18 protein-coding genes are annotated in these 20410 nt (G+C 69.8%); 9 read left to right on the top strand and 9 right to left on the bottom strand.

Going from position 1 to position 20410, the window contains the following annotated elements:
• Position 1: 1 nt before the first annotated feature.
• Positions 2–925: a universal stress protein gene (locus ABEA33_RS15410; protein ID WP_345527699.1), complete on the bottom strand. Its 924-nt coding sequence runs from the start codon at positions 923–925 to the stop codon at positions 2–4.
• 234 nt (positions 926–1159) lie between these two features.
• Between ABEA33_RS15410 and ABEA33_RS15405 the strand changes: the two genes are divergently transcribed.
• The 4 genes from ABEA33_RS15405 to ABEA33_RS15395 all read left to right on the top strand — a co-directional run bounded on the left by ABEA33_RS15405 (position 1160) and on the right by ABEA33_RS15395 (position 4231).
• On the top strand, positions 1160–1738 hold the full coding sequence (locus tag ABEA33_RS15405; RefSeq protein ID WP_345527698.1) for a CBS domain-containing protein: 579 nt from the start codon (positions 1160–1162) through the stop codon (positions 1736–1738).
• 102 nt (positions 1739–1840) lie between these two features.
• On the top strand, positions 1841–2857 hold the full coding sequence (gene adhP, locus ABEA33_RS15400) for an alcohol dehydrogenase AdhP (protein ID WP_345527697.1): 1017 nt from the start codon (positions 1841–1843) through the stop codon (positions 2855–2857).
• 19 nt (positions 2858–2876) lie between these two features.
• Positions 2877–3848, top strand: a complete 972-nt coding sequence (locus ABEA33_RS27500) for a universal stress protein (protein ID WP_425577433.1) — start codon at positions 2877–2879, stop codon at positions 3846–3848.
• On the top strand, positions 3806–4231 hold the full coding sequence (locus tag ABEA33_RS15395) for a pyridoxamine 5'-phosphate oxidase family protein (protein WP_345527696.1): 426 nt from the start codon (positions 3806–3808) through the stop codon (positions 4229–4231). The genes ABEA33_RS27500 and ABEA33_RS15395 overlap by 43 nt, the downstream gene beginning before the upstream one ends.
• Before the next feature lie 222 nt (positions 4232–4453).
• Here ABEA33_RS15395 and ABEA33_RS15390 read toward each other — a convergent pair whose 3' ends face one another.
• On the bottom strand, positions 4454–5032 hold the full coding sequence (locus tag ABEA33_RS15390) for a TetR/AcrR family transcriptional regulator (protein ID WP_345527992.1): 579 nt from the start codon (positions 5030–5032) through the stop codon (positions 4454–4456).
• An 85-nt stretch (positions 5033–5117) separates the two neighbouring features.
• On the opposite strand from ABEA33_RS15390, the gene ABEA33_RS15385 reads away from it, so the two are divergent.
• The 3 genes from ABEA33_RS15385 to ABEA33_RS15375 all read left to right on the top strand — a co-directional run bounded on the left by ABEA33_RS15385 (position 5118) and on the right by ABEA33_RS15375 (position 7620).
• Positions 5118–5834: an SDR family oxidoreductase gene (locus ABEA33_RS15385; RefSeq protein WP_345527695.1), complete on the top strand. Its 717-nt coding sequence runs from the start codon at positions 5118–5120 to the stop codon at positions 5832–5834.
• Positions 5835–5999: 165 nt separating this feature from the next.
• A complete protein-coding gene (locus ABEA33_RS15380; protein WP_345527694.1) occupies positions 6000–6755 on the top strand; it encodes a histidine phosphatase family protein in 756 nt (251 codons plus the stop codon).
• Complete coding sequence (locus ABEA33_RS15375) at positions 6742–7620, top strand: NAD(P)H-hydrate dehydratase (protein ID WP_345527693.1); 879 nt, start codon at positions 6742–6744, stop codon at positions 7618–7620. The genes ABEA33_RS15380 and ABEA33_RS15375 overlap by 14 nt, the downstream gene beginning before the upstream one ends.
• Before the next feature lie 910 nt (positions 7621–8530).
• On the opposite strand, the gene ABEA33_RS15370 is transcribed toward ABEA33_RS15375, so the two are convergent.
• From ABEA33_RS15370 to ABEA33_RS27495, 3 genes are all read right to left on the bottom strand, one after another.
• Complete coding sequence (locus ABEA33_RS15370; RefSeq protein ID WP_345527692.1) at positions 8531–10903, bottom strand: arylsulfatase; 2373 nt, start codon at positions 10901–10903, stop codon at positions 8531–8533.
• Between the two features lie 117 nt (positions 10904–11020).
• Entirely contained in the window at positions 11021–11368 is a 348-nt protein-coding gene (locus tag ABEA33_RS15365) for a cation:proton antiporter domain-containing protein (RefSeq protein WP_345527691.1), read from the bottom strand.
• Positions 11369–11385: 17 nt separating this feature from the next.
• On the bottom strand, positions 11386–12300 hold the full coding sequence (locus ABEA33_RS27495; RefSeq protein WP_425577432.1) for a PLDc N-terminal domain-containing protein: 915 nt from the start codon (positions 12298–12300) through the stop codon (positions 11386–11388).
• An 80-nt stretch (positions 12301–12380) separates the two neighbouring features.
• On the opposite strand from ABEA33_RS27495, the gene ABEA33_RS15360 reads away from it, so the two are divergent.
• A complete protein-coding gene (locus tag ABEA33_RS15360; RefSeq protein ID WP_345527690.1) occupies positions 12381–12890 on the top strand; it encodes an LURP-one-related/scramblase family protein in 510 nt (169 codons plus the stop codon).
• A gap of 183 nt (positions 12891–13073) precedes the next feature.
• Here the strand turns inward: ABEA33_RS15360 and ABEA33_RS15355 are convergent, their stop codons facing one another.
• Positions 13074–15071, bottom strand: coding sequence for an MFS transporter (locus tag ABEA33_RS15355; protein WP_345527689.1), 1998 nt, complete (start codon positions 15069–15071; stop codon positions 13074–13076).
• A 97-nt stretch (positions 15072–15168) separates the two neighbouring features.
• Between ABEA33_RS15355 and ABEA33_RS15350 the strand changes: the two genes are divergently transcribed.
• Complete coding sequence (locus ABEA33_RS15350) at positions 15169–16020, top strand: alpha/beta fold hydrolase (RefSeq protein WP_345527687.1); 852 nt, start codon at positions 15169–15171, stop codon at positions 16018–16020.
• Here ABEA33_RS15350 and ABEA33_RS15345 read toward each other — a convergent pair.
• Genes ABEA33_RS15345 through ABEA33_RS15335 form a run of 3 tightly spaced genes read right to left on the bottom strand, consistent with a single transcriptional unit; the run spans position 15995 to position 20232 of the window.
• On the bottom strand, positions 15995–16540 hold the full coding sequence (locus ABEA33_RS15345; protein ID WP_345527686.1) for a nuclear transport factor 2 family protein: 546 nt from the start codon (positions 16538–16540) through the stop codon (positions 15995–15997). The genes ABEA33_RS15350 and ABEA33_RS15345 overlap by 26 nt on opposite strands.
• A gap of 39 nt (positions 16541–16579) precedes the next feature.
• Positions 16580–18838 carry a CaiB/BaiF CoA-transferase family protein gene (locus tag ABEA33_RS15340; protein WP_345527685.1) on the bottom strand — a complete coding sequence of 753 codons (2259 nt, stop codon included), beginning with the start codon at positions 18836–18838 and terminating at the stop codon, positions 16580–16582.
• On the bottom strand, positions 18835–20232 hold the full coding sequence (locus ABEA33_RS15335) for an FAD-dependent oxidoreductase (RefSeq protein WP_345527684.1): 1398 nt from the start codon (positions 20230–20232) through the stop codon (positions 18835–18837). Before ABEA33_RS15335 ends, ABEA33_RS15340 begins: the two co-directional genes overlap by 4 nt.
• Positions 20233–20410: the final 178 nt, after the last annotated feature.

Here is a 20410-nt window from a genome sequence, read left to right as displayed (position 1 = left end):
GTCAGTACATGACGAGCGCAGGCGCCGCGGCCGGCACGGGCTTCGGTGCAGCGGGGTCCGGCTCAGGAGGCACGACCCGGACGGGGCAGTGGGCGGCCCGCAGGACGGCCCGAGCGGTGGCGCCCAGGTGCGTTGCTGCTGGCACGCCGTGCGCCCGTCGCACGATGACGAGTACGTCGGCCTCACTCGATGCCTCGACCAGCGCATGGGCAGCGTGGTCGTGCACGACCCGGGCCTCGGTCTCGACGCCGGGGTAGGCCTCGCGCCGGCTCTCGAGCAGCGACTCGAGCTCGTCGGCGGCCCGCTGTCGCCACTCGCCTGCCGTGACCCGCGACTCGATGATGTCGTCGTACCCGCTCGGCACCCTCCACGCGTGCAGGGCGACCAGCTTGGCGCCGGTCGCCGAGGCAAGCTCCATCGCGTCACCCAGCAGCGCGTTCGCGTGCTCCGGCGACTTCACTCCCACCAGGACGACACCGTGTGCTCGCCCTGGTTCCCAGTCGGACGGGACCAGCACCATCGGCACCGTCGAACGCGCGGCGACACCGGCCGCCGCGTCGCCCCGCAGGATCCGCTCGATGAGGGGTCGGTTGTCACGCCCGACCACGAGCAGCTGGCCGTCCTCGGCGCCGCGAGCCAGCTCGACCGGCCGGGTGCCGTGATGGAGCCAGCCCTCGACCTCGATCTCGGGCACCATGGCCCGCGCCAGCTCCTCGGACCTGGTCAAGAAGGTGGCACCGGTCTGCTCCATGTCCGCGGGCGTCAGCGGCATCATCGGGGAGATGGGGACGTAGTCCGGGATCACATGAACGAGCTTCAGCGGGACCTGCGCTCGACGAGCCTCCTCGGCGCCGTACCGCAGCGCTCCCAGGTTGTCGTTCGAGCCGTCCACTCCGACCACCACGGGTCGAGTTGCTGCAGTCATGATCTGACCTCCCTCTGTACGTGGACAGACGTTCCGTCACCTCGATCCTCCGCTCTCCGGCCGGGGACGGTCAGGGCCCTGTGCCCGGGTTGCTGCGGGCCTTTCGGCCCACCCGTCCCGTGGCCCGGAGAGAGGACCTTGGCCTCTGGAGCACGCCGCGGTAGCGGCTGACAGTGAACCCAAGCTGGCCCCAACCAGACACGGAAGAGGTGCGAGATGCTCGTGCGAGAGGTCATGACCACGGACCCGGTGACGGCGACGCCGGAGACCACCATCAAGGAGGCCATCAGCCTCTTGGCGAGGCTCGGGATCACGGCGATGCCCATCGTCGACCGGAAGGGGCGCCTCCGTGGGATCGTGAGCGAGGCCGACCTCATCGAGGACGTCGTCCCTCGTGACCCGCGCGCCCAGGAGCGTCCGATCGTCATCGACGCCCTGTACCCGCCGACGACCGTCGAGGACGTCTTCACCCGAGCCGCCGTCACGGTGGCCCCCGAGGACGATGCGGCCACGGCCGTCGAGATGATGACCGCGACCGGAGCGAAGAGCCTGCCGGTCGTCGACCAGAACCAGCACGTCGTAGGTGTGATCAGCCGCAGCGACATCGTCAAGCAGTTCGCGCGTACCGACGCCGTGATCGCCGCCGACATCAGCCGGCTGCTGACCTCCACCGGTCATGACGACTGGCTGGTCGAGGTAGACGACGGCGTCGTCCAGATCACCGGGCCCGCGAACACCGGCACCAGCGCGCTGGCTCGCGTCGTCGCCCAGACCGTCCCCGGGGTGGTCGGCGTTCACGTCACCGAGCTCTGAGCGGCCCAAAGGACTTCGCATCCCGGGACCTCCGGCCCTGACACCCTGCCGAGGAGGCGAGCAGAGTCGAAGCAAGGAGTTCATCGACCCGAAGGATTCGTCATGAAGGCAGCCGTCGTCACCAGCTTCACCGAGCCGCTCGAGATCCAGGACCGCCTGATCCCGACCGCCCGGCCCGGTCAGGTGCTTGTCCGCATCGAGGCGAGTGGACTGTGCCACACCGACATCCACGCGGCGCACGGCGACTGGCCGGTCAAGCCGACCCCGCCATTCGTGCCGGGACACGAGGGAATCGGCGTGATCGAGACTGTCGGCTCCGGGGTGGACCGGCGCCGCATCGGCGACCGCGTCGCCATCCCGTGGCTGGGCCATGCCTGCGGTCGCTGCGACCACTGCATCCAGGGCTGGGAGACGCTTTGCGAGCAGCAGCAGAACACCGGCTACTCGATCGACGGCAGCTTCGCTGAGTACGCCGTCGCTGACGCCGACTACGTCGTCGACGTCCCTACTGGCGTCAGCCCCCACGACGCCGCGCCGCTCACCTGCGCCGGCGTCACGACGTACAAGGCGATCAAGGTCGCGAACGTCCAGCCGTCGGAGCGCGTCGCGATCTTCGGGATCGGCGGGCTGGGGCACCTGGCCGTGCAGTACGCCCGCCTGGTGGGCGGCACCGTGATCGCGGTTGACGTCGACGACGACAAGCTGCGGTTGGCGACCGAGCTCGGCGCCGACCACGTCATCAATGCCGGCACGACCAACCCCGTGACGGCGATCGAAGAGCTCGGTGGTGCCGATGTCGCGGTCGTCCTCGCCGTCATCCCGTCCGTGTTCGAGGAGGCGTTCGCAGCGCTGCGCCGCGGGGGCCGGCTGGTCTGCGTGGGACTCCCACCGGAGACGGACGGACCGATGGCCCTCCCGATCTTCCCGACCGTGCTCAAGGGCATCTCGGTCATCGGCTCGATCGTGGGGACGCGGCAGGACCTCGCGGAGGTCTTCGAGCTGCACGCTCGCGGGCGCACCAGGGTCGTCGCCGAGACCCGCAAGCTCGACGAGGTCAACGTCGCCATCGACGAGGTCCTCCACGGCCAGGCCACAGCACGCCTCGTCTTCGAGTTCTGACCCGCGGGAGTTGACACCGATGACGCAAGCCGAGACCCATCCGATCGTCGTCGCCGTGCCTACCGACGACGACGTCGACGCTGTCTTGCACTACGCAGCCGCGGAAGCGCGGGTGCACGGCTGCGGGCTGCGTCTGGTGCATGCGCACTCGCCTGGTGCCGGTGACCATGCCGACGACGTGCTACGCCGTGCTGCGGCTGTGACGAGACTGTTGGCGGGGCCGTCGGTCCGCATCTCCGTCCGACGAGTGATCGGCGCTCCGGTGGAAGCGGTGCTGGCAACGAGCGGCGACGCCCTCGCGGTGGTGCTGCGCAACCGGGACTCGCTGCACCTGCTCCGCACATTGACAGCCGGGGTGACGGGCCCGCCCGTCGCTCGCGTCCCCTCCGACTGGTCCCCACGCGTGCGAGATCCGCGTCCGGTCCTGCTCGGCATCGAAGACCCGCTGCACGCGACGAGCACGCTCAGCCGTGCCCTGGAGATCGCCAGCATCCACCGCACGGGGCTGCAGGTCATGCATGCCTGGCACTTCGCGGGGAGGAGCGACCCCGTCATCGATCGCCAGATCGGCTCCGAGCTGTCCGACTCCCTCACGGCGGCACTGCGCCGCGGGCTCGAGCGGTGCCGGCAGACAACCGGACTTCACGACGTCCCGGTTGAGCTCGAGGTGCGGCACGGCTCGGCTGCCGAAGTGCTGATGCATGCGGCATCCGAGGCACAGGTCTTGTTGCTCGGCCGCAACTGCCCATCGGTGGACGGGTCGATCCACTTCGGACGAACCACGCGTGCCGCCCTGCACGAGAGTCCCTGCCCGGTCGTGCTGCTCGCCGCGGAGCCGGGCGGGTGTCGGGTCCAACTACCCGGGATGGCAGGACCGATGCACCTACCGTCCCGCATTCGCCGAACGGATGCTCGAGGTGGACGCAGAGCTACCGCGAGGAGTTGGTCATGGACACCACCGAAGGCTTCCCCTGGACCAGTGGACGTCTGATCGAGCTGCCGCCAGACGAGTGCCGCCGCCTCCTCGCCGCGCACGCCGTCGGCCGAGTCGCGTGGAACGGCCCGTTGTCGCCGACCGTGGTGCCGGTGAACTTCGTCGTGGTCGAGGACGAGATCTGGTTCCGCACCACGGCACACTCCTCGCTCGCGCGGGAGCTCGATGATCTCGCGGTCACGTTCCAGGTCGACGACGTCGACGAGTTCACCCGCTCGGGCTGGAGCGTCCTGGTCCGCGGCACCGCCCACGTCGTCTACGACGCCACCCGGCTCCCCCACACCTGGCCGGACCTCGAGACTTGGCCGTCCGGGGCGCACGCCTTGCACGTCGTGGTCGAGCCGCGCGAGGTCACCGGCCGCCGCCTGCTCCCCAGCTAGCCACCGGCGGAGTTCGTCAGCCCACCGATGACAGTCGGCTCCACCGACGCGAGCCGCCCTGTCGGAGACACAGTCGAACCCCGCCTGTCGGCGCGCACCTGAAGGGCACCCACCTGCCGGTGGTCCTGGGCGGTCGGTGCCTGGTGCGGTGTTCCTGACGTTGCACCGAGGAGGGAGAAGGCGCGCCGGTCCATCGGGCCGGTCAGCCCTGACGCGCTCGTCTCAGGTACTGCCCGTCGGGCGATCGTGTGCCGGCACAGGTAGGACCGCCATCGCAGTCTCCGCGATGCCCAGGAGGTCAGCGGTGCTGCCGCCGTCGCGGGCACAGCCGGACATGCCCCGCAGGACGGCCACGAGAAACGACGCGAGGTGTTCGGTGTTCGCCGTGGCGGCGAGTTCGTGGTCCCGGGCCGCTTGGTCAAGCCGATCCTTGAGTCGCCGGCGAAGGACCTCGCGCTGCGCTTCGAGCCGCGGCTCGGTCAGCATCAGGCACCCGGCAGGCGTTGCCGGGTCGGTGTGGGCGCGTGCGGTGTCGTCCAGCACCTGAGCGATAGCCTCGCGCACGCTCGGCAGAGCCGTCGCGCGGTCGACTGCCTCGCACGTGCGCTGGAAGTAGACCGTCGAGGCCTCTTCGAAGAGGCGGCGCTTGTCGCCGAACGCCGCGTAGAGGCTGGGCGGCGTCACCCCCATGGCCGAGGTCAGCATCGCGACGGAGGTCTCCTCGTAACCGGTGCGCCAGAACTGTTCGAGAGCAGCTCCGAGAGCGGCATCACGATCGAAGCTCCGTGGTCGGCCTGCCATGTGGACAAGCATAACGTATCGATCACTACAGAATGTGGTATCGTTCCGTCCGTCAATCATAGTGATCGCTACAGAATGGATAGTCGTGGACATCAGTGGTGCAGTGGTGCTCGTTACCGGAGCGAATCGAGGCATCGGCGCCGAGTTCGTCGAGCAGCTGAAGAAGCGTGGAGCGGCCAAGATCTACGCCGCCGCTCGCGATGCGAGCGCGATCGACGCCCACGGCGTACGCCCGCTCGAGCTCGACATCACCAATGCCAACCAGATCGAAGCAGCAGCTACCGCGGCGGGCGATGTCCAGGTGCTCATCAACAACGCCGGCATCTCCACCGGAACCTCCCTCGTCGCCGGGGACGAGGCGACGATCCGCCGAGAGATGGACACGAACTTCTACGGTCCCATGCTCATGACTCGTGCGTTCGCCCCGATCCTGAGATCCAACGGCGGTGGCGCGATCCTCAACGTCATCTCGGCACTGTCATGGTTCACCGTTCCGAACGCCGGTGCGTACTCCGCGTCAAAGGCTGCCGCCTGGGCGCTGACCGACAGCACGCGACTCGAGCTCACCGCACAAGGCACGCACGTCGTCGCCGTACACATGGGGCTGGTCGACACCGACATGGCCCAGGGCGTGGCGGCGCCGAAGATCGCGCCGTCAGATCTGGCGAACGCCGGACTCGACGCCATCGAGTCGGGTGCGCAGGAGGTGCTGGCCGACGACTGGGCACAGTTCATCAAGTCCGGGCTCACCCTCGACCCCAAGTCGCGATACGAGCAGATCTTCGCCGCCCTCGGAGCCTGAGCAAACTACTCCCGTCCCCGTCGCGATCCACCGCGAGCGCCAAGTTGCGGCATCAGGCCCGGATCTGTCGCGCTTGTGGCCACGGCTTCTCGTCTTCCGGTTCTCGACGTTTGAGTCGATCCGACGGTCTGGAATGTTGCGGCCGTGCTCGGGTACTCGTGGACAATGGCGCGATCGAGATGGACCACCGGACCCCAGGCGATCGTCTTGGTCCGACACGGCGAGAGCGTGGGCAACCTTGCCGACACCGCGGCTCGCGAAGCCCAGGCAGAGCACCTCGACCTGGACCAGCGTGACGCGGACGTCAAGCTGTCGCCCACCGGGCGGGATCAGGCCGATGCGGTCGCGGCCTGGGTGTCCGGCTTGGACGAGGCCGAACTGCCGAGCACGGTGCTCAGCTCGCCGTACCGACGTGCCGCCGAGACCGCAGAGCGGGCGATGCGCAAGCGTGGCATCGAGGTCGTCTACGACGAACGACTGCGTGAGCGGGACTTGGGCATCTTCGACGGTCTGACCGGATACGGCATCCGAGCGCAGCACCCTGATGAGGCCGCTCGCCGCAAGAAGCTCGGCAAGTTCTACTACCAGCCGCCCAGCGGTGAGAGCTGGGCCGACGTGGTCCTTCGCGTGCGTAGTCTGCTGGCGGACCTGCGCCACGGGTACGACGACGAACACATCTGGATGTTCACCCACCAGGCAGTCATCATGAGCTTCCGGTACGCCTTGGAGGGGCTCGACGAGAAGTCGTTGCTCGACATCGACCGTAGGGTCCAGATCCCGAACGCGTCGTTCACCCGGTTCTATCGCGCCGGCAACGTCCTGGAGCTCGACGTGTTCGCGGACACCGCTGCCGTCGACGCGGCTGGGACCGAGCGCACCGCAGAGGCCTCTTCGACCCGGAGTGGCGATGTCAGCGCCTGACCCGGTGGTCGTCACGCCGGCAACGTTGCGCGACTGGGCGCTGCCGGAGCCCGGGACGGGCAAGGAGTCCCGTGGGCAGGTGCTCGTGGTCGGTGGCTCAACGCAGACCCCGGGCGCGGTGTGTCTCGCCGGGGAGGCAGCTCTGCGTGCCGGGGCCGGCAAGCTCGCGCTGGCGACGGTGGCTCCCACCGCGACCGCGCTCGCTGTTGCGGTCCCGGAGTCGCAGGTCCTCGGGTTGGAGACCGACGCGAACAGCATCGCGGTCAGCGCCGCCGACGACATCCTGGACCGTGCTCAGGACGTCGATGTCGTGCTCGTCGGCCCCGGGTTGGTCGACCCGGCTGCGAGCACGTTGCTCCTCGAACGCGTGCTCCCCCGGCTGACCTGTCCCGTCGTCGTCGACGCCCTCGGGTCGGCGTACCTCACCGAGCACCCAGAGGGCCTGCACCACCTGGCGGGGCAGGCCCTCCTCAACGTCAATCCGACGGAGCTCGTCCACACTGCCGGGCGAGACGAGGAAGGCGTCCTGCGCGACCCGCTCGACGTCGCTCGCGCGGTCGCCGAGCGTTCGCGCGTCGTCGTCCTGTGCGGAGGAAGCACCAAGTACGTGGTCGCTCCGTCCGGTCAGGCGTGGGTCGTCGAGGGCGGGGGACCCGGCCTGGGGGTCTCGGGGTCGGGCGACGTGCAAGCCGGTATCGTCGCGGGACTGCTGGCCCGGTGCGCCGACCCTGCCCAGGCGGCCGTGTGGGGCGCCTACGTGCATGCTCGGATCGGCGAGCGTCTCGCCGCCGCTGTCGGCACCGTCGGCTACCTCGCCCGGGACATGCCGGAACAGGTGCCCGCAGTGGTGGCCGAGGTGGGCTGAAGCCGCAGCGGCGCCCCGCCCGAACCGGGCCGGCGGCCATTTCCTACCTCGCTGTGGGCCTTCCTCGGCGTGCTGTTCCCGAGCACGCCCGGTCAGGTCGACGTCAATCGAAAGGATGGCCCGGCGGGTCGGTCGGCTCCGCGGCAAGGCTGACCGTGCCTTCGTCCCAGTCCACGCGGGCGGCGGTGGCCTCGGCGATGACGGTGTGCCGGTGCAGACGCCGCACGACAACCCGGATCAGCCAGGGACCCTGGTCGCTTCGGCGGTCGTAGCCGAGGAGACCGCCGGGGGCGTCCGTGTCCGACGACCAGCGACGTCAGCTGCATGCGGCCGTCGAGGCCTGGTGCAAACCTGGCATCCAGCACCCGACCCACGCGCTCACGGCCATCAGCGTTCGCCCCGTCGAGGACGACGTCCATCCCCGTCAACGCGCCCAGCCGGCGGCCGTCGCGGTGGCGTCGCAACACCCCGTCGCGAGGCGCCAGCAGGTGCACTGCGCTGTCGAGCCGGTCGATGTCGGCCCAGTCGATGCGCCAAGGACGGGTCCGGTCGGGCTCCGAGACTCGCAACTGTCCCCATTTCTGCGCGAGCCGTCCGCCGAGCCGACCCCCGAGCCGCCGGGCGAGGGCCGCGGGTCCGGTGAGGACGCCGGTGATGACCAGGCCTGCGGCGTCACCGGTCTCGGTATCGGTGAGTTCGACGTCGTCGACCTTGCCGAGCAGCTTTCCGTCACTGTCGAGCAGCTGTCGGTCGAGCCTGTGTCGGTCGTCTTCGACCACGGCGACCAGCGTCCCCTCCGTGCGAGTCCGGTCGGGTTCGCGGCCGGCGCCCGCTGCTGCCCAGAGACATGGGCCCTGGACGGTCCGAGAACTCCGTTGGTAGCCGTCGAACGAGATGAGGACGGGCCAGTTCACTGGCGGGCCATGGCGATGCGGAGGCGTTCCTCTGGCTCGATGAAGTGGTCGTTGTCGTCGTCTCCCAGGTCGATCTGGACCCATCGGATCTTGCCGGTGAACCGGCTGTTCGCCGCTGTGTAGTCGGGCGTGACCGTGGTGCCGGACTCGTAGCCGATGTCAGTGGTCTCGTCGGCGGAGAAGACCATCGGCTGGGTGGCGTCGACCCGCCCCGTGCCGACCGCCTCGCCGTCGTAGTACAGGGTGACGTCGCCGCCCTTCGCGAGCCCGCCTCCGTCGTACGCGAACTCCATGCGCACCTGATGGTGGCCCGCCGGGATGGCGGAGTCGGCCACGGTCGCGAACTCGTGGATGCCGAGTGCGTTGTAGACGAACTTCGCACGGCCGTCCTTGACATAGACCGCCCAACCTCCGAACCGGCCACCCTGGGCGATGACCACGCCCTCGGCGCCACCCTCGGGTACGTCGAGGTCGGCAGTGACCGAGAACGACTTGTTCTTGATGCTCACCACGCTGTTCTCCGACAGGCGGCCCATCCCCGCGAAGAAGAGCTGCGAGTTGCCGTGGATCAGCGTCGGTCGGCCAGCGAGGTCGGAGTTGAGCCGCTCGGACGTGCGGTCGTCTAGTGGCAGCACGTTGTACTTCACCGCCTCGATGAGCCACAGCCGCTGGAGCTTGGCAAGCACGTCCGGCTGTTCGGCGGCGAGGTTGCGGGCCTGGGTGTAGTCCACGTTGCCGTCGTAGAGCTCCCACGTGTCGTCGTCGAACGGCACCGTGGTCTGACCCACCATGATCCACGGCGTCTTGTGCTTGGTGACCGCGCTCCAGCCCTTGTGATAGATGCCCCGGTTGCCGAACATCTCGAAGTACTGGAGGTCGTGGCGTTCCTGGGCGGCTGCGTCGTTGAAGGTGTAGCTCATGCTGGTGCCCTCGATCGGCGCCTGGAGCACACCGTTCACCATCGTCGGCTGTGGGAGGCCTGCAGCCTCGAGGACCGTCGGTGCGATGTCGATGACATGGGTGAACTGCGAGCGCAGCCCGCCCTTCTCCTCGATCCCGGTCGGCCAGTGCACGATGGTGCCGTTGCGGGTGCCGCCCCAGTGCGAGGCGACCTGCTTGGTCCACTGGAACGGGGTGTTCATCGCCCAGGCCCAGCCGACCGAGTAGTGGTTGTACGACGATGGCGAGCCGAACTCGTCCAACTTGCTCAGCATGAACTCAGTGGTCTCGAGCTCGGCCATCCCGTTGAAGTTGGCCATCTCGTTGAAGGCACCGTTCATCGTGCCCTCGGCCGAGGCTCCGTTGTCGCCGATGATGTAGTAGATGATCGTGTCGTCGAGGACCTCGAGGTCCTCGAGCGCGTCGATGATCCGCCCGACGTGGTGGTCGGTGTGCTCGAGGAAGCCTGCGTAGACCTCCATCTGACGCGAGAGCACCGGCTTGAGCTCATCCGGCATGTCGTCCCACGCCGAGATCTCGTCGTGACGAGCGGGCAGCTCGGCGTCAGCCGGGATGATCCCGAGCTCCTTCTGCTTGGCGAAGCTGCGCTCGCGCTGGGCGTCCCAGCCGTCGTCGAACTGGCCGGCGTACTTGTCGGCCCACTCCTTCGGCACGTGGTGCGGCGCGTGCGTCGCCCCCGGGGCGAAGTAGACGAAGAACGGCTTGTCGGGCATCAGCGCCTTCTGCTGCCGCATCCAGTTGACCGCGTGGTCGGCCAGATCCTCGGTCAGGTGGTAGCCCTCCTCGGGCGTCGCCGGCGGTTCGACCGGAGTCGTGCCTTCGTACAGCGCGGGGTCCCACTGGTTGTTCTCGCCGCCGATGAACCCGTAGAACGTCTCGAACCCACCGCCGGCGGAGGGCCAGGCGTCGAAGGGGCCCATCGGCGAGGACTGCCACACCGGCACCTCGTGGCACTTGCCGAACTGGGCTGTCGAGTAGCCGTTGAGCTTCAGCGTGGTCGCCAGGGGCGCCATGGTGTTGGGCAGCAAGGAGCTCTGCCCGGGAGCGGAGGTCGCCGTCTCGGTGATGTTGCCCATGCCTGCCGAGTGGTGGTTGCGGCCGGTCAGCAGCGCCTGACGAGTCGGCGCACAGAGCGCCGTGGTGTGGAAGCGGTTGTAGCGAAGGCCACCCGCGGCCAATCGCTCAGCGGTCGGTGTCTGGCACGGACCACCGAAGGCGCTGCTGGCCCCGAAGCCCACATCGTCGATCAGCACGAGCAGCACGTTGGGCGCACCTTTCGGCGGGAGCAGCGGCTCGATCGGCGGGTACGCCGTGTCGGGGTCCTTGGCGTCGTACGTCGTCAGCCCCACCCCGGGACGGTGCGGGATCGGCAGCATCGAACGGGCGTGGCGGTCGGGTGAGTTGGTCATCGGGTTGTCTCCGTTCGGTGCCTGACGTGGTCATCCATCAGCGTGGACACAGCGGGGACCTGGGGCGTCACCCAGGCTGGGTGAACTTCTCGAGCTCGCGCGGATGACGAACACCGATCACGAAGCGCTGGCGGACGGTGTCTCCTGCGGCCCCTGCTCGTGGGCGAGACGGCGCGCTCGGATGTCCGATCCACGATCGTTCTCCGCCTCGGTCTCGGCCTGCGACAGCCGCACGTACCGGCGGCCCAGTGGACCCGCCGTCAGCCCGTGCAGCACGACGCTCAGCATCACGGTGAGTGCCACCGTGGCAACGGCCTGCTCCACCAGCGCTCCCTCACCCAGCTCTTCGACGGCAAGCAGAGCGAACACGATCGAGGCGAGGCCGCGCGGACCGAACCAGCCCATGAAGACGACGGTCCGGCTGGTCAGCCGCGTCCCCAGGAGCGCGAGCGCGACCGGCAGCATGCGCACAATCGTGAGGCTCAGCACCGCGTAGACGATCGTCTCGAGGTCGAGGCAGCTCGGGCAGCTCGGTGGTCACATGGACCGGCGTCACCTCGCGCCGAAGCGAGGCCCCGAAGCTGATGCCGGCCACGAACGCCGCGATGAAGCCGTTCCCGTCGAGCGTGACCGCCAAGGCGAAGCTGCAGAGGGCAGCAGCGAGGGTCGCGATGCGGCGCCCGCCGTTCTCCACCCACCGGCGTCCTGTCGCCAGGTTGACCAAGAGGTCGCTCCCGACCCCGACGACCAGGCCGACCAGCAGACCGATGGCCAGCTGCTGCAGTGCTCCCCCGGACTCGCCGTTGCCCGCAGCTCCCGTCTCCGTCGCCACCGCGGCCAGGGCGAGCGCGACGACGGGCGTCGCGATTCCGTCGGCCCGCGCCAGCGCCTCGTAGAACGACCCGGTGACGTCGTCCCAGGCAGTGATGTAGAACTCGACGTGCACCCAGTTGGTGGCCTTGTCGATCTCCGCGGTCATCGCAGCGATCGACTCGCGATAGACCGGGAACAGGTCGACCCGGTTGCCGCATCGCCGGCTGCGCCCCCAGGTTGCGGTTCAAGGTGGCCACCGACCGCACGTATGCCGGTCCTGGGAAGTCGTCCTCGAGGGTGGGCACGTGCGCGGTCCGCTCCGCCACGAGCTCGTTGACCTCGGCCTGCTGCTCGTTGCGTCGGCGCCCGATCTTGGTCCGCCCCAAGGCCAGGAAGATCACCCATCCGAAGATGGGGAGGACCAGGATCAGGAGCAGCCAGGCCATGCCACTGGACGGCCGCCTGTTCTTCGGCACCACGCCCAGCGCGACGATCTTCAACGCAAGGTCGATCAGGTACAGAGCACTGCGATCCAAGGAGCCATGGCCGGAAGTCTGGTGCGCAACCCAACCGCGCGTCCTCACGCAACGTGCGTGAAGACGGACCTGTCACACCGGACCTACGCTACCGGGACACCATCCGCGAAGGGACGACCATGGGCATCTTGCGCAATCGGGGAAACGACGACGACAACGACGTACGCCGCTTCCAGATGAGGGAGAAGCTGTTCGCCATCGGCGACGACTACTGGATCGAGGACGACCAGGGCAACAGGGCTTTCCGCGTCAACGGAAAGGCGCTCCGGGCGCGCAGCACCTTCAAGCTCGAGGACCCCTCCGGACAGGAGGTGGCGAGCATCCAGGAGCGCAAGCTCAGCGTCCGCGACAAGGTCGCGATCGAGCGAGACGGACGCTCGGTGGCGACCATCCACAAGGCGCTCGTGGGCATCCGGGACCGGTTCGCGATCGATCTCGAGGACGGGGCCGACCTGAAGGTCAAGGGCAACGTCGTCGACCACGAGTACGAGATCGAGCGCGACGGGGACCGGGTCGCCCAGATCTCCAAGGCCTGGTTCCGGGTCCGGGACACCTACGGTGTCGAGGTCGAGCCGGGCGAGGACGTGGGACTCGTGCTCGCCGTCACGGTCGCGTTGGAGTCGATGACCGAGGACTAGGCACAGGACTAGGCTCGCGCGCCGCCGTGGGAGGTCCCGTCGTAGTTGTAGTGACGGCATAGACACCGCTCCCCGAGCCAATCCGCCAGTGCGGCCTGCCACGTCACGTCGACGGGACCTTTCCCTTTTGAGTCACGTGCTTCCCGATCGCGAAGGCGCACCCCCGGGAGGCAACTATGTGCCTCATAGGATCGGGGTCCCGAGGACAAGGTCGGCGCTGCGGGCCGCCTCCCACACCGTGACCGTGCGCGCTCCGATGCTGCCATCGAGAGCGACGATGGTCAGGACGTAGCGGCCGTTCGTCGGCCGCGGGATCTCATAGCGGCCCTCGTGGTCCGTGCGGATCGAGTCGACGGCTTCCCCCGACTGGCGAGTCAGGACGACGAGGGCATTGCTGGCGGGACGACCCTTGGCATCGGTGATGGTCCCGGCGAGTGTAAGCCGCTCGCGGAGGACGAGCGGCGGGAGCGCGACCGCTTCTCCGAGCATCATGATTCGGGACCGAGGCCGCCAGCCGTCGGCCGTCGTCACGACCAGGTACTCCGCGGCACGGGGAATCGCGACGGCAAACTGCCCCATGGAGTCAGCCTGCGCCCAGTCGACTGGCGTTCCGTCGGGGTTCAGCACCGTGACCACGGCGGTCCGAATCGGGTCCGCCTCCGCATCCAGAACCCGGCCCCGTACGACAGTCGCGGTCCGGCTCGCCCGGCCGGTCCCGCTGCGGTCCGCCTCTTCGGCGAAGTCCCGCATCCGCAGCATCGGGACCGCAACCACCGCGGCGCAGAAGGCCGTGACGGACGCGGCCCAGAACATCAGGTGGAGCCCCGCCAGGCTGGGGACCGAGTCCGCCGACGCCGTGACGACCCAGGCGGACGTGACCGCGGCGGTGGTGGCGCTCGCGGTTGAGGTGCCGATCGAGCGGATGAGGACGTTCAGTCCGTTCGCGGACGCGGTCTCGGTCACGGGGACCGCGCGCATGATGAGTGTCGGCATAGCGCCGTAGGCCAGGGCGGTGCCGATGCTGACCGCGACCGAACCGAGGACGACCTGGGTGAGGTTGTCGCTCAGCAACACCCGGCCCGCGTAGGACGCCGACATGACGGCCGCCCCGGCCAGCAAGGTCGTGACGGGACCGAACTGTCGGGTCAACCGAGCAGAGATCGGCGCCATCAGGCCGAAGGCGGCCGCGTTCGGCACCATCCACAGCCCCGTCTCCACGGCGTCGAGGCCCAAGCCGTAGCCGGAGCTGAGTGGCATCTGTAAGAAAAGGGTGGTCAGCAGCATGTTCACGAACATCGCGAAGCCCGCGAGGAGGGACGCGACGTTGACGAGCAGGACCCCGCGTCGCGCGGCCACGCGGAGATCAACCAGGGGGCTCGGCGTCCGCAGCTCCAGTGGCGCCCAAACCGCGAGCAGGAGCAGGCCACTCGCGGCGAGCCCGAGCGTCAGGGGCGAGGTCCATCCCCATTGGGTTGCCTTGGACAGGGTCAGCAGAAGGGCGGTCACAGCCGCGGAGAGGAGGACGGCCCCCCGCGTGTCGAAGACCCCTCCGGTGACGACCTGTGACTCCGGCAGCACCGCCAGCACGGCCACCAGAAGTGCGACGCCGACCAGTCCGGTCAGCCAGAAGATGGCATGCCAGTCGAGGTGCTCGTAGATGACCCCGGACAGTGGCGGCCCGGCACCCGCGCCGATCGCGAGCGTCGCGCTCATCAGGGCCACGCCGAGCGGCAGCCTCTCTCGAGGGAGCTCGTCGCGCATGATGGCGATGCCGACCGGGATCAGGGCCATCCCGACACCCTGCAGGGCACGCGCGCCGATGAGCACCGGCACCGCCTGGCTGAACGCGCCGACCAGCGAGCCCAGCACGGACACTGCGAGCGCGACCACCATCATCCGGCGCTTGCCGTACATGTCGGCGAGCCGGGAGACGGTGGGGGTGGCGACCGCACCCGTCAGCAGCGTCGCGGTCACCAGCCACGACGCGCTGTCGGCCGAGGTGTCGAGGATGGCCGGCAGCTCTGGGAGCAGCGGCAGCATCAGGGTCTGCTGAAGGGAGACGACGATGCCGCACAGGGCGAGGGTCGTGACGATCAGCCCCGCCCGGCGCCGCGGCTCCTCCGCGATCACCGCCGCAGTTGCCGACACTGACCTCGCGTCTGCCCGGATCTCGTCACGCATCGCAGCGGCACCACAGGATGTGCGCGGCGACGCACTGATGGTTCTCCACGATGTACCCCTGTTCTAGGCAGGTTCGACCACGACTACGCTCATCGTCGTGAATTCCTCTCCCGGGCGAGCGCCTTGGGTCCACGTCCTCGACATGCCGGTCCACCATGTGGTGGTCGCCGGTGTCCGCATCGCCTACCGCCGCTCCGGTCCTCGCGGGGCGGCTCCGGTGCTGCTGGTGCACGGCCGGGCTGCCCACACGGGCTGGTGGTTCGCGGTGGCCCCCGGCCTGGCCCGGCACCGGGACGTCGCGATCGTCGACCTCAGCGGTCACGGCGACAGCGACCACCGCCTGACGTACGCGCCCGGCACCTGGGCCGACGAGCTCGCCGGTGTGATCGCCGACCTCGACGCGGGACCTGCGGACGTCGTCGGCCACAGCATGGGCGGACAGCTTGCCGTCTACCTGGCGGCACGCTCGCCCGGGTCCGTGCGCACCGTCGTGATGGTCGACTCGCGCGTCGGCCGCGAGCCCTACCGGGCGCCGGCGCGCGAGATCGTGCGCTACTACCCCACGATCGACGCTGCCGTGGACAACTTCCGGCTGCGGCCGCGCGCGACCACAGCGCCGGCCGCGCTGCTGGACAGCGTCGCCCGGAACGGCCTGCGCGAGACGGAGGAGGGCTGGCGCTGGAAGTTCGACCCCCGCAGCGGGCAGCCGTTCACGGCGCAGGACATCGAGGAGGCGATCGCGGCGTCGCGCTGCCCGATTGGTGTCGTGTACGGCGAGCTCAGCGAGCTGGCCAACAACGCGAGCGCCGACCACATCGCGAGCCGGACAGGTCGCGAGGTGCCCCGCGCCGGGGTCTCCGACGCTCATCACCATGTGCCGCTCGACCGCGGAGATGCGTGTCTCTCCGCCATCGAGTCGCTGCTCACGCACCTGACGCCGACGCCCTGACGTCGCGATCGGTGGCCCGCAGCACCTCGGCGGTGTCGGGCGCGCCCACCATGCGCCGACGCCGCTGCCGGATCCGCCAGCCCGCCTCGGTGCGCACCAGCTGCCATGCGTTGATCGAGGCACTGATGATCCGCAGGTCGGGTCCGTCCTGGTGGAAGATGAAGGAGTAGTTGGTGGCCACCGCCGCGTCGCCCGAGACCCGGATCGCCACGTTGTTGCCCTGCATGTGCAGGCTGCGCCCGTAGAAGCCGTCCCCGTTTCCGGCGGTGCGGACCGCCATGAACTCGCGCATCGCCGCGAGTCCCTCCCAGCGCAGCAACGCGTAGGGGTCGTCGCCCCTGCCGGTCGAGACGTCCATGACGCAGTCGTCGGTGAACAGGTCGTAGTACTCATCGTCCAGCTTCGCGTCGGCGTAGTAGCCGTAGCGCGCCAGCAGCTCACGGATCTCCTTCTCGTCCTCCAGGGCTGCCAGGCGGCTCCTGACCTCGGCCAGCTCGTCGGCCAGCTGCTGAACGTCCATCGTCGCTCCGTCTCTTCGCTCGGGTGGGGGTGGTGCCGGTCAGCGGTAGCCGACGTCGGCGACCGACGTGAGGGGGCCGCCCCGGGTGAGGACGCCGTCGGCCACCAGGCCGGCGATCGCGTCCTCCTCGATGCCGGCTTCGGTCAGCACCGCGTCGGTGTGCTCGCCGAGTCCGGGCGCGACCAGCACGCGAGACTCCTGGGTGCGGTCGAAGCGGGCGTAGCGGTTCGGGAGGTACGTCGTCCGCCCGTCGGGCCAGGTGATCGGCACGAGGTACTCCTGCTGCACCAACCAGGGGTCGGCCGCGAGCTCGACGTACGACCGGGCGCGCACCGCGTGTCCCCCGGCCGAGCGGACGCGCTCGACGACCTCGTCCGACGACAGCTCGCTCACCCGCTCCACCGGATCGAGACCAGCGGCACGCAGCTGCTCGTGGCTCGCAACGTGCAGCCGGACGAAGCCGTCGGCGGTGCGGTAGTAGGAAGACAGCGCGGACGGACCCGGATGATCCGGACCGCCGACCGGCGTCGGCGGGCGGTCGGCGTACTCGACGATCTCCCCGCACTGCATGAAGGTCGCGACGGCCGCCAGGGTGGTCTCCACGTGCTGACCCGCTCCCCCGGTCACCACGTGGTGCAGCGCGGCGACCGCGCCGAGCGCGGAGGCACAGGCCGCGGTCACGTCGTTGACCGCGAGGGTGGAGAAGACCGGCGCCGAGGAACCGCCCTGGGCCGCCATCATCCCCGACATCGCCTGCAGCACCGGGTCGAACCCGGGCCGCCCGGCCAGCGGGCCGACGTCGCCGTAGCCGGTGATCGAGACCGTGACGATGTCGGGACGCGCCGCGGCCAGGTCGTCGTGGCGCAGCCGCAGGCGCTCCAGGACACCGGGACGGAAGTTGTCGATGACGATGTCAGCGCGCTCCACCAGGCCGAGCAGAGCGGCGTACCCCTCGGGGGCGCGCAGGTCGACGGCTAAGCTGCGCTGCCCGCGGTTGTGTGGATGGCCCCGCAAGCGGAAGGCGTCGCCCGTCGGCGGCTCGACCTTCACGACCTCCGCGCCGAGCTCGGCCAGCAGCATGCCGGCGTAGGGACCGGCGAGCACGGTGCCCAGGTCGAGGACGCGGTTGCCGGACAGGGGGCCGCGGCCAGCACGACGCGTACCGTCGCCGACCCTTACCCCTGGATCGGGCCGGGGCGACCAGGCGACGTCGGCCGCGTCCGCGGCAAGGGCGCGCGGCCTGGCAGGCGGGACGGGGGTCCCTGTCAGCACGACCGGGTGACCCGGCATGGCAACCGTCCCGACCAGCGGGTCGTGGAGCTCCCAGCGCTGGCCGAGCGCCCGGACCTGCGGATGGTCGAGCCAGGCGCCCGGCGGCTCGACGGGACCGGCCGGACAGTCGGCGGCCGCGAGCGCGTCGAGCCACTCCTGCCGGGGTCTGGTGGCGAAGGCCGCGGCGACCTCAGCACGCACCCACTCGCGGTTGTCGGGAGCGTAGAGCCGTTCGCCCTGGTCGGCGATGCGTGGGTCGGCGAAGATGCCTGCGACGCCGAGCAGGCCGAAGGCGGTGCGCTGGAACTTGTCGGTCAGGCCGCCGAGGAACAGCCACTGGCCGTCCGCGCAGCGATAGGTCGAGTACGCCGGGTTCGGGCCGCCCGGTCCCACCGACGTCGTCGGCGGCACGCCCTGCGGGTCGACCACGATGGTCGTCGTCGCCGCCACCAGCACCGCGTGCAACCCGTCGACGGTGACGCGCTGCCCGCAGCCGGAGGACGCGCGCTCGACCAGGGCCGCGACGGCGGTCGTCGCGCCCCACAGCCCGTGCAGGTAGGCCAGGTGCGGGAGCACCGACTCGACCGGGCCCCCGGCGTACGACGACTGCCGCCGCGCGACGCCGCTGAGCGCCGCGAGGAGTGCGTTAGCGGTCAGGGGGTCGACGTCCTCGCCCGCGTCCGGGCCGACCCCGAGGCCGTCGGGGAGGACCGGAAGCGCCAGGTGCACGCGCCGCGGCGCCGGGTCGTCGAGACCGGCGGCCGTGGCCACCCGCGAGGAGCTGGTCACCACGACGTCCGCCCCGGCGGCGAGCCCGCACACCTCGGGCCGGTCCGGCGCGCTCCGCAGGACCGTTTTGTTGCGGTGCCACATCGGCTCGCCGGGCAGCGGGTCCGCCTTCGGGGGTGACTCCACCCGGACGACCTCCGCGCCCAAGTCACCGAGCAGCATGGCGGCGACGGGTCCGGCGATCCCGGTGCTCAGGTCGAGCACCCGGACGCCGGCCAGCGCGGCGGGCCCGCTCACCGCACCTTGACGAGCTGGCCCAGTTCGTCCCAGTTCTGCTTGATCTCGTCGACCACGACCGGGTCCTGCAGCCATTCGTTGGAGCGCAGGAGCTGGGTGGTCTCGCGGTACTTCACGTAGCGGTCCCGGTCGAGCGAGGCCCACGCTGCGAGCCGGTCCGAGAAGTCGGCGGAGCCCGCCTGGACCTCCTGGGGCTCACCGTCCACCGTTACCTCCACGCCTGGGAGGCGGTAGTCGAGGGCGGTCGAGGAGCTCCAGCAGAAGGACACCAGCTCACTGGTCCGGCCGTAGAAGCGGTCGGCCAGACCCTTGAGCGAGTCGACGCCCGACGCGGCGTGCTCGGCCAGCTCCTGGGCCAGGGTTCGGGCCTGGAGCGCGGCCGAGGTCATGCCCTGGCCGTAGACCGGGTTGAAGGCGGCCCAGGCGTCGCCGATCGAGAAGAAGTTCTCGGGCCGGTCCCCGTGCCCAGCGAAGTCGCGGAGCCGATTGGTGGTGTCGCGCCACAGCGCGATCTTCTCGGGGAACTCGACCGCCTGCAAGGCGTCGCTCAGCTCGGGCGCGCCGATGCTGGCGACGAATGCCTTGAGCTCGTCGACCTGCCGGGGCGGGTAGTCGCCGGCCGAGCCCTGGACGGTGAGCACCCAGCGCCGCTCGCCCTCGACGACCCACATCGCCATCGCGCGCTGCGCGGACTCCGGGGTGAGCGCGCCCTCGCCGAACGGGACGCAGGCCAGGGCCTTGAAACCGGGCTCCCAGTTCTCCGGGACCCGCAGGAAGGTGCTCGCGTAGCCCCAGTGCGCGTTGACGAGGGTCTCGGGCGCAGCGGAGTAGCCGAGCGCGGCCAGCCACTCGGGCGTCTTGGCGCGCCGGCCGCTGGCGTCGATGACGAGGTCGGCGACGAGCTCGTCGACGCCATCACCGGCGAGACGGACGCCGGTCACGGCACCGTTGTCGCCGAGCAGGCCGACGACGTCGACGCCTGCGCGGAAGGTGACGTTGTCGATCGCGCCTGCGCGGTCGCGGATGACGAACTCGATGAGCGGGCGGCTGGCCATCAGGAAGTGCAGGGGCGTCTCGAAGCGCGGGGACCAGCCGAGCCGGTCGAGCCGCATCACGTCGGCGGTCGAGTCGAGGTCGGCCGCGCCCATCTCCAGCATCTGCTCGGAGAAGCCTGGCAACAGCTCGTCCATGGCGTTGCGGCCAGCGGCCAGGAGCGCGTGGAAGTGTGCGCCCTGCGGCACGCCGTTGCGCTGCTGCGGCGTCGTGGGGAACTGGTCGCGGTCCAGAACCAGGACCTCGCGGAAGTACGGCGCCGCCGCGGCCGCCGCGAGCGAGCCCGCGATGCTGCCGCCGACGATGACGACGCGGTCGAAACGCTGCGTGAAAACACTCATGGTCGCTCTCCTCGACGCCGGTCTCGCGGCGCCTCCGCGGACAGGGGCGGACAGGGGTTCGTGCTCGGTGTGACGATTAATACAACATCATACTAACACCACTACGGCAAGCCTAAACATCGTGACCGGTGGCGACATGGTGGCTGACACTGCCGCATGTTATGTTCCAGATCACAAT

Origin of the sequence: Nocardioides endophyticus (assembly GCF_039543845.1) — a bacterium.
Classification (GTDB): Bacteria; Actinomycetota; Actinomycetes; order Propionibacteriales; family Nocardioidaceae; genus Nocardioides; species Nocardioides endophyticus.
Note: the sequence above shows the minus strand (reverse complement) of the source record. Positions and strands in the feature narration are given on the sequence as shown.

Excerpts from the sequence above, each read along its gene's own strand:
- ABEA33_RS15335 (WP_345527684.1), bottom strand. The coding sequence starts at position 20,232 with ATGAGTGTTTTCACGCAGCGTTTCGACCGCGTCGTCATCGTCGGCGGC.
- ABEA33_RS27500 (WP_425577433.1), top strand. The coding sequence starts at position 2,877 with ATGACGCAAGCCGAGACCCATCCGATCGTCGTCGCCGTGCCTACCGAC.
- ABEA33_RS15375 (WP_345527693.1), top strand. The coding sequence starts at position 6,742 with ATGTCAGCGCCTGACCCGGTGGTCGTCACGCCGGCAACGTTGCGCGAC.
- ABEA33_RS15380 (WP_345527694.1), top strand. The coding sequence starts at position 6,000 with ATGGCGCGATCGAGATGGACCACCGGACCCCAGGCGATCGTCTTGGTC.
- ABEA33_RS15410 (WP_345527699.1), bottom strand. The coding sequence starts at position 925 with ATGACTGCAGCAACTCGACCCGTGGTGGTCGGAGTGGACGGCTCGAAC.
- ABEA33_RS15365 (WP_345527691.1), bottom strand. The coding sequence starts at position 11,368 with ATGCTGCCGGTCGCGCTCGCGCTCCTGGGGACGCGGCTGACCAGCCGG.
- ABEA33_RS15405 (WP_345527698.1), top strand. The coding sequence starts at position 1,160 with ATGACCACGGACCCGGTGACGGCGACGCCGGAGACCACCATCAAGGAG.
- ABEA33_RS15390 (WP_345527992.1), bottom strand. The coding sequence starts at position 5,032 with ATGGCAGGCCGACCACGGAGCTTCGATCGTGATGCCGCTCTCGGAGCT.
- ABEA33_RS15395 (WP_345527696.1), top strand. The coding sequence starts at position 3,806 with ATGGACACCACCGAAGGCTTCCCCTGGACCAGTGGACGTCTGATCGAG.
- ABEA33_RS15355 (WP_345527689.1), bottom strand. The coding sequence starts at position 15,071 with ATGCGTGACGAGATCCGGGCAGACGCGAGGTCAGTGTCGGCAACTGCG.
- ABEA33_RS15370 (WP_345527692.1), bottom strand. The coding sequence starts at position 10,903 with ATGACCAACTCACCCGACCGCCACGCCCGTTCGATGCTGCCGATCCCG.
- adhP (WP_345527697.1), top strand. The coding sequence starts at position 1,841 with ATGAAGGCAGCCGTCGTCACCAGCTTCACCGAGCCGCTCGAGATCCAG.
- ABEA33_RS15345 (WP_345527686.1), bottom strand. The coding sequence starts at position 16,540 with ATGGACGTTCAGCAGCTGGCCGACGAGCTGGCCGAGGTCAGGAGCCGC.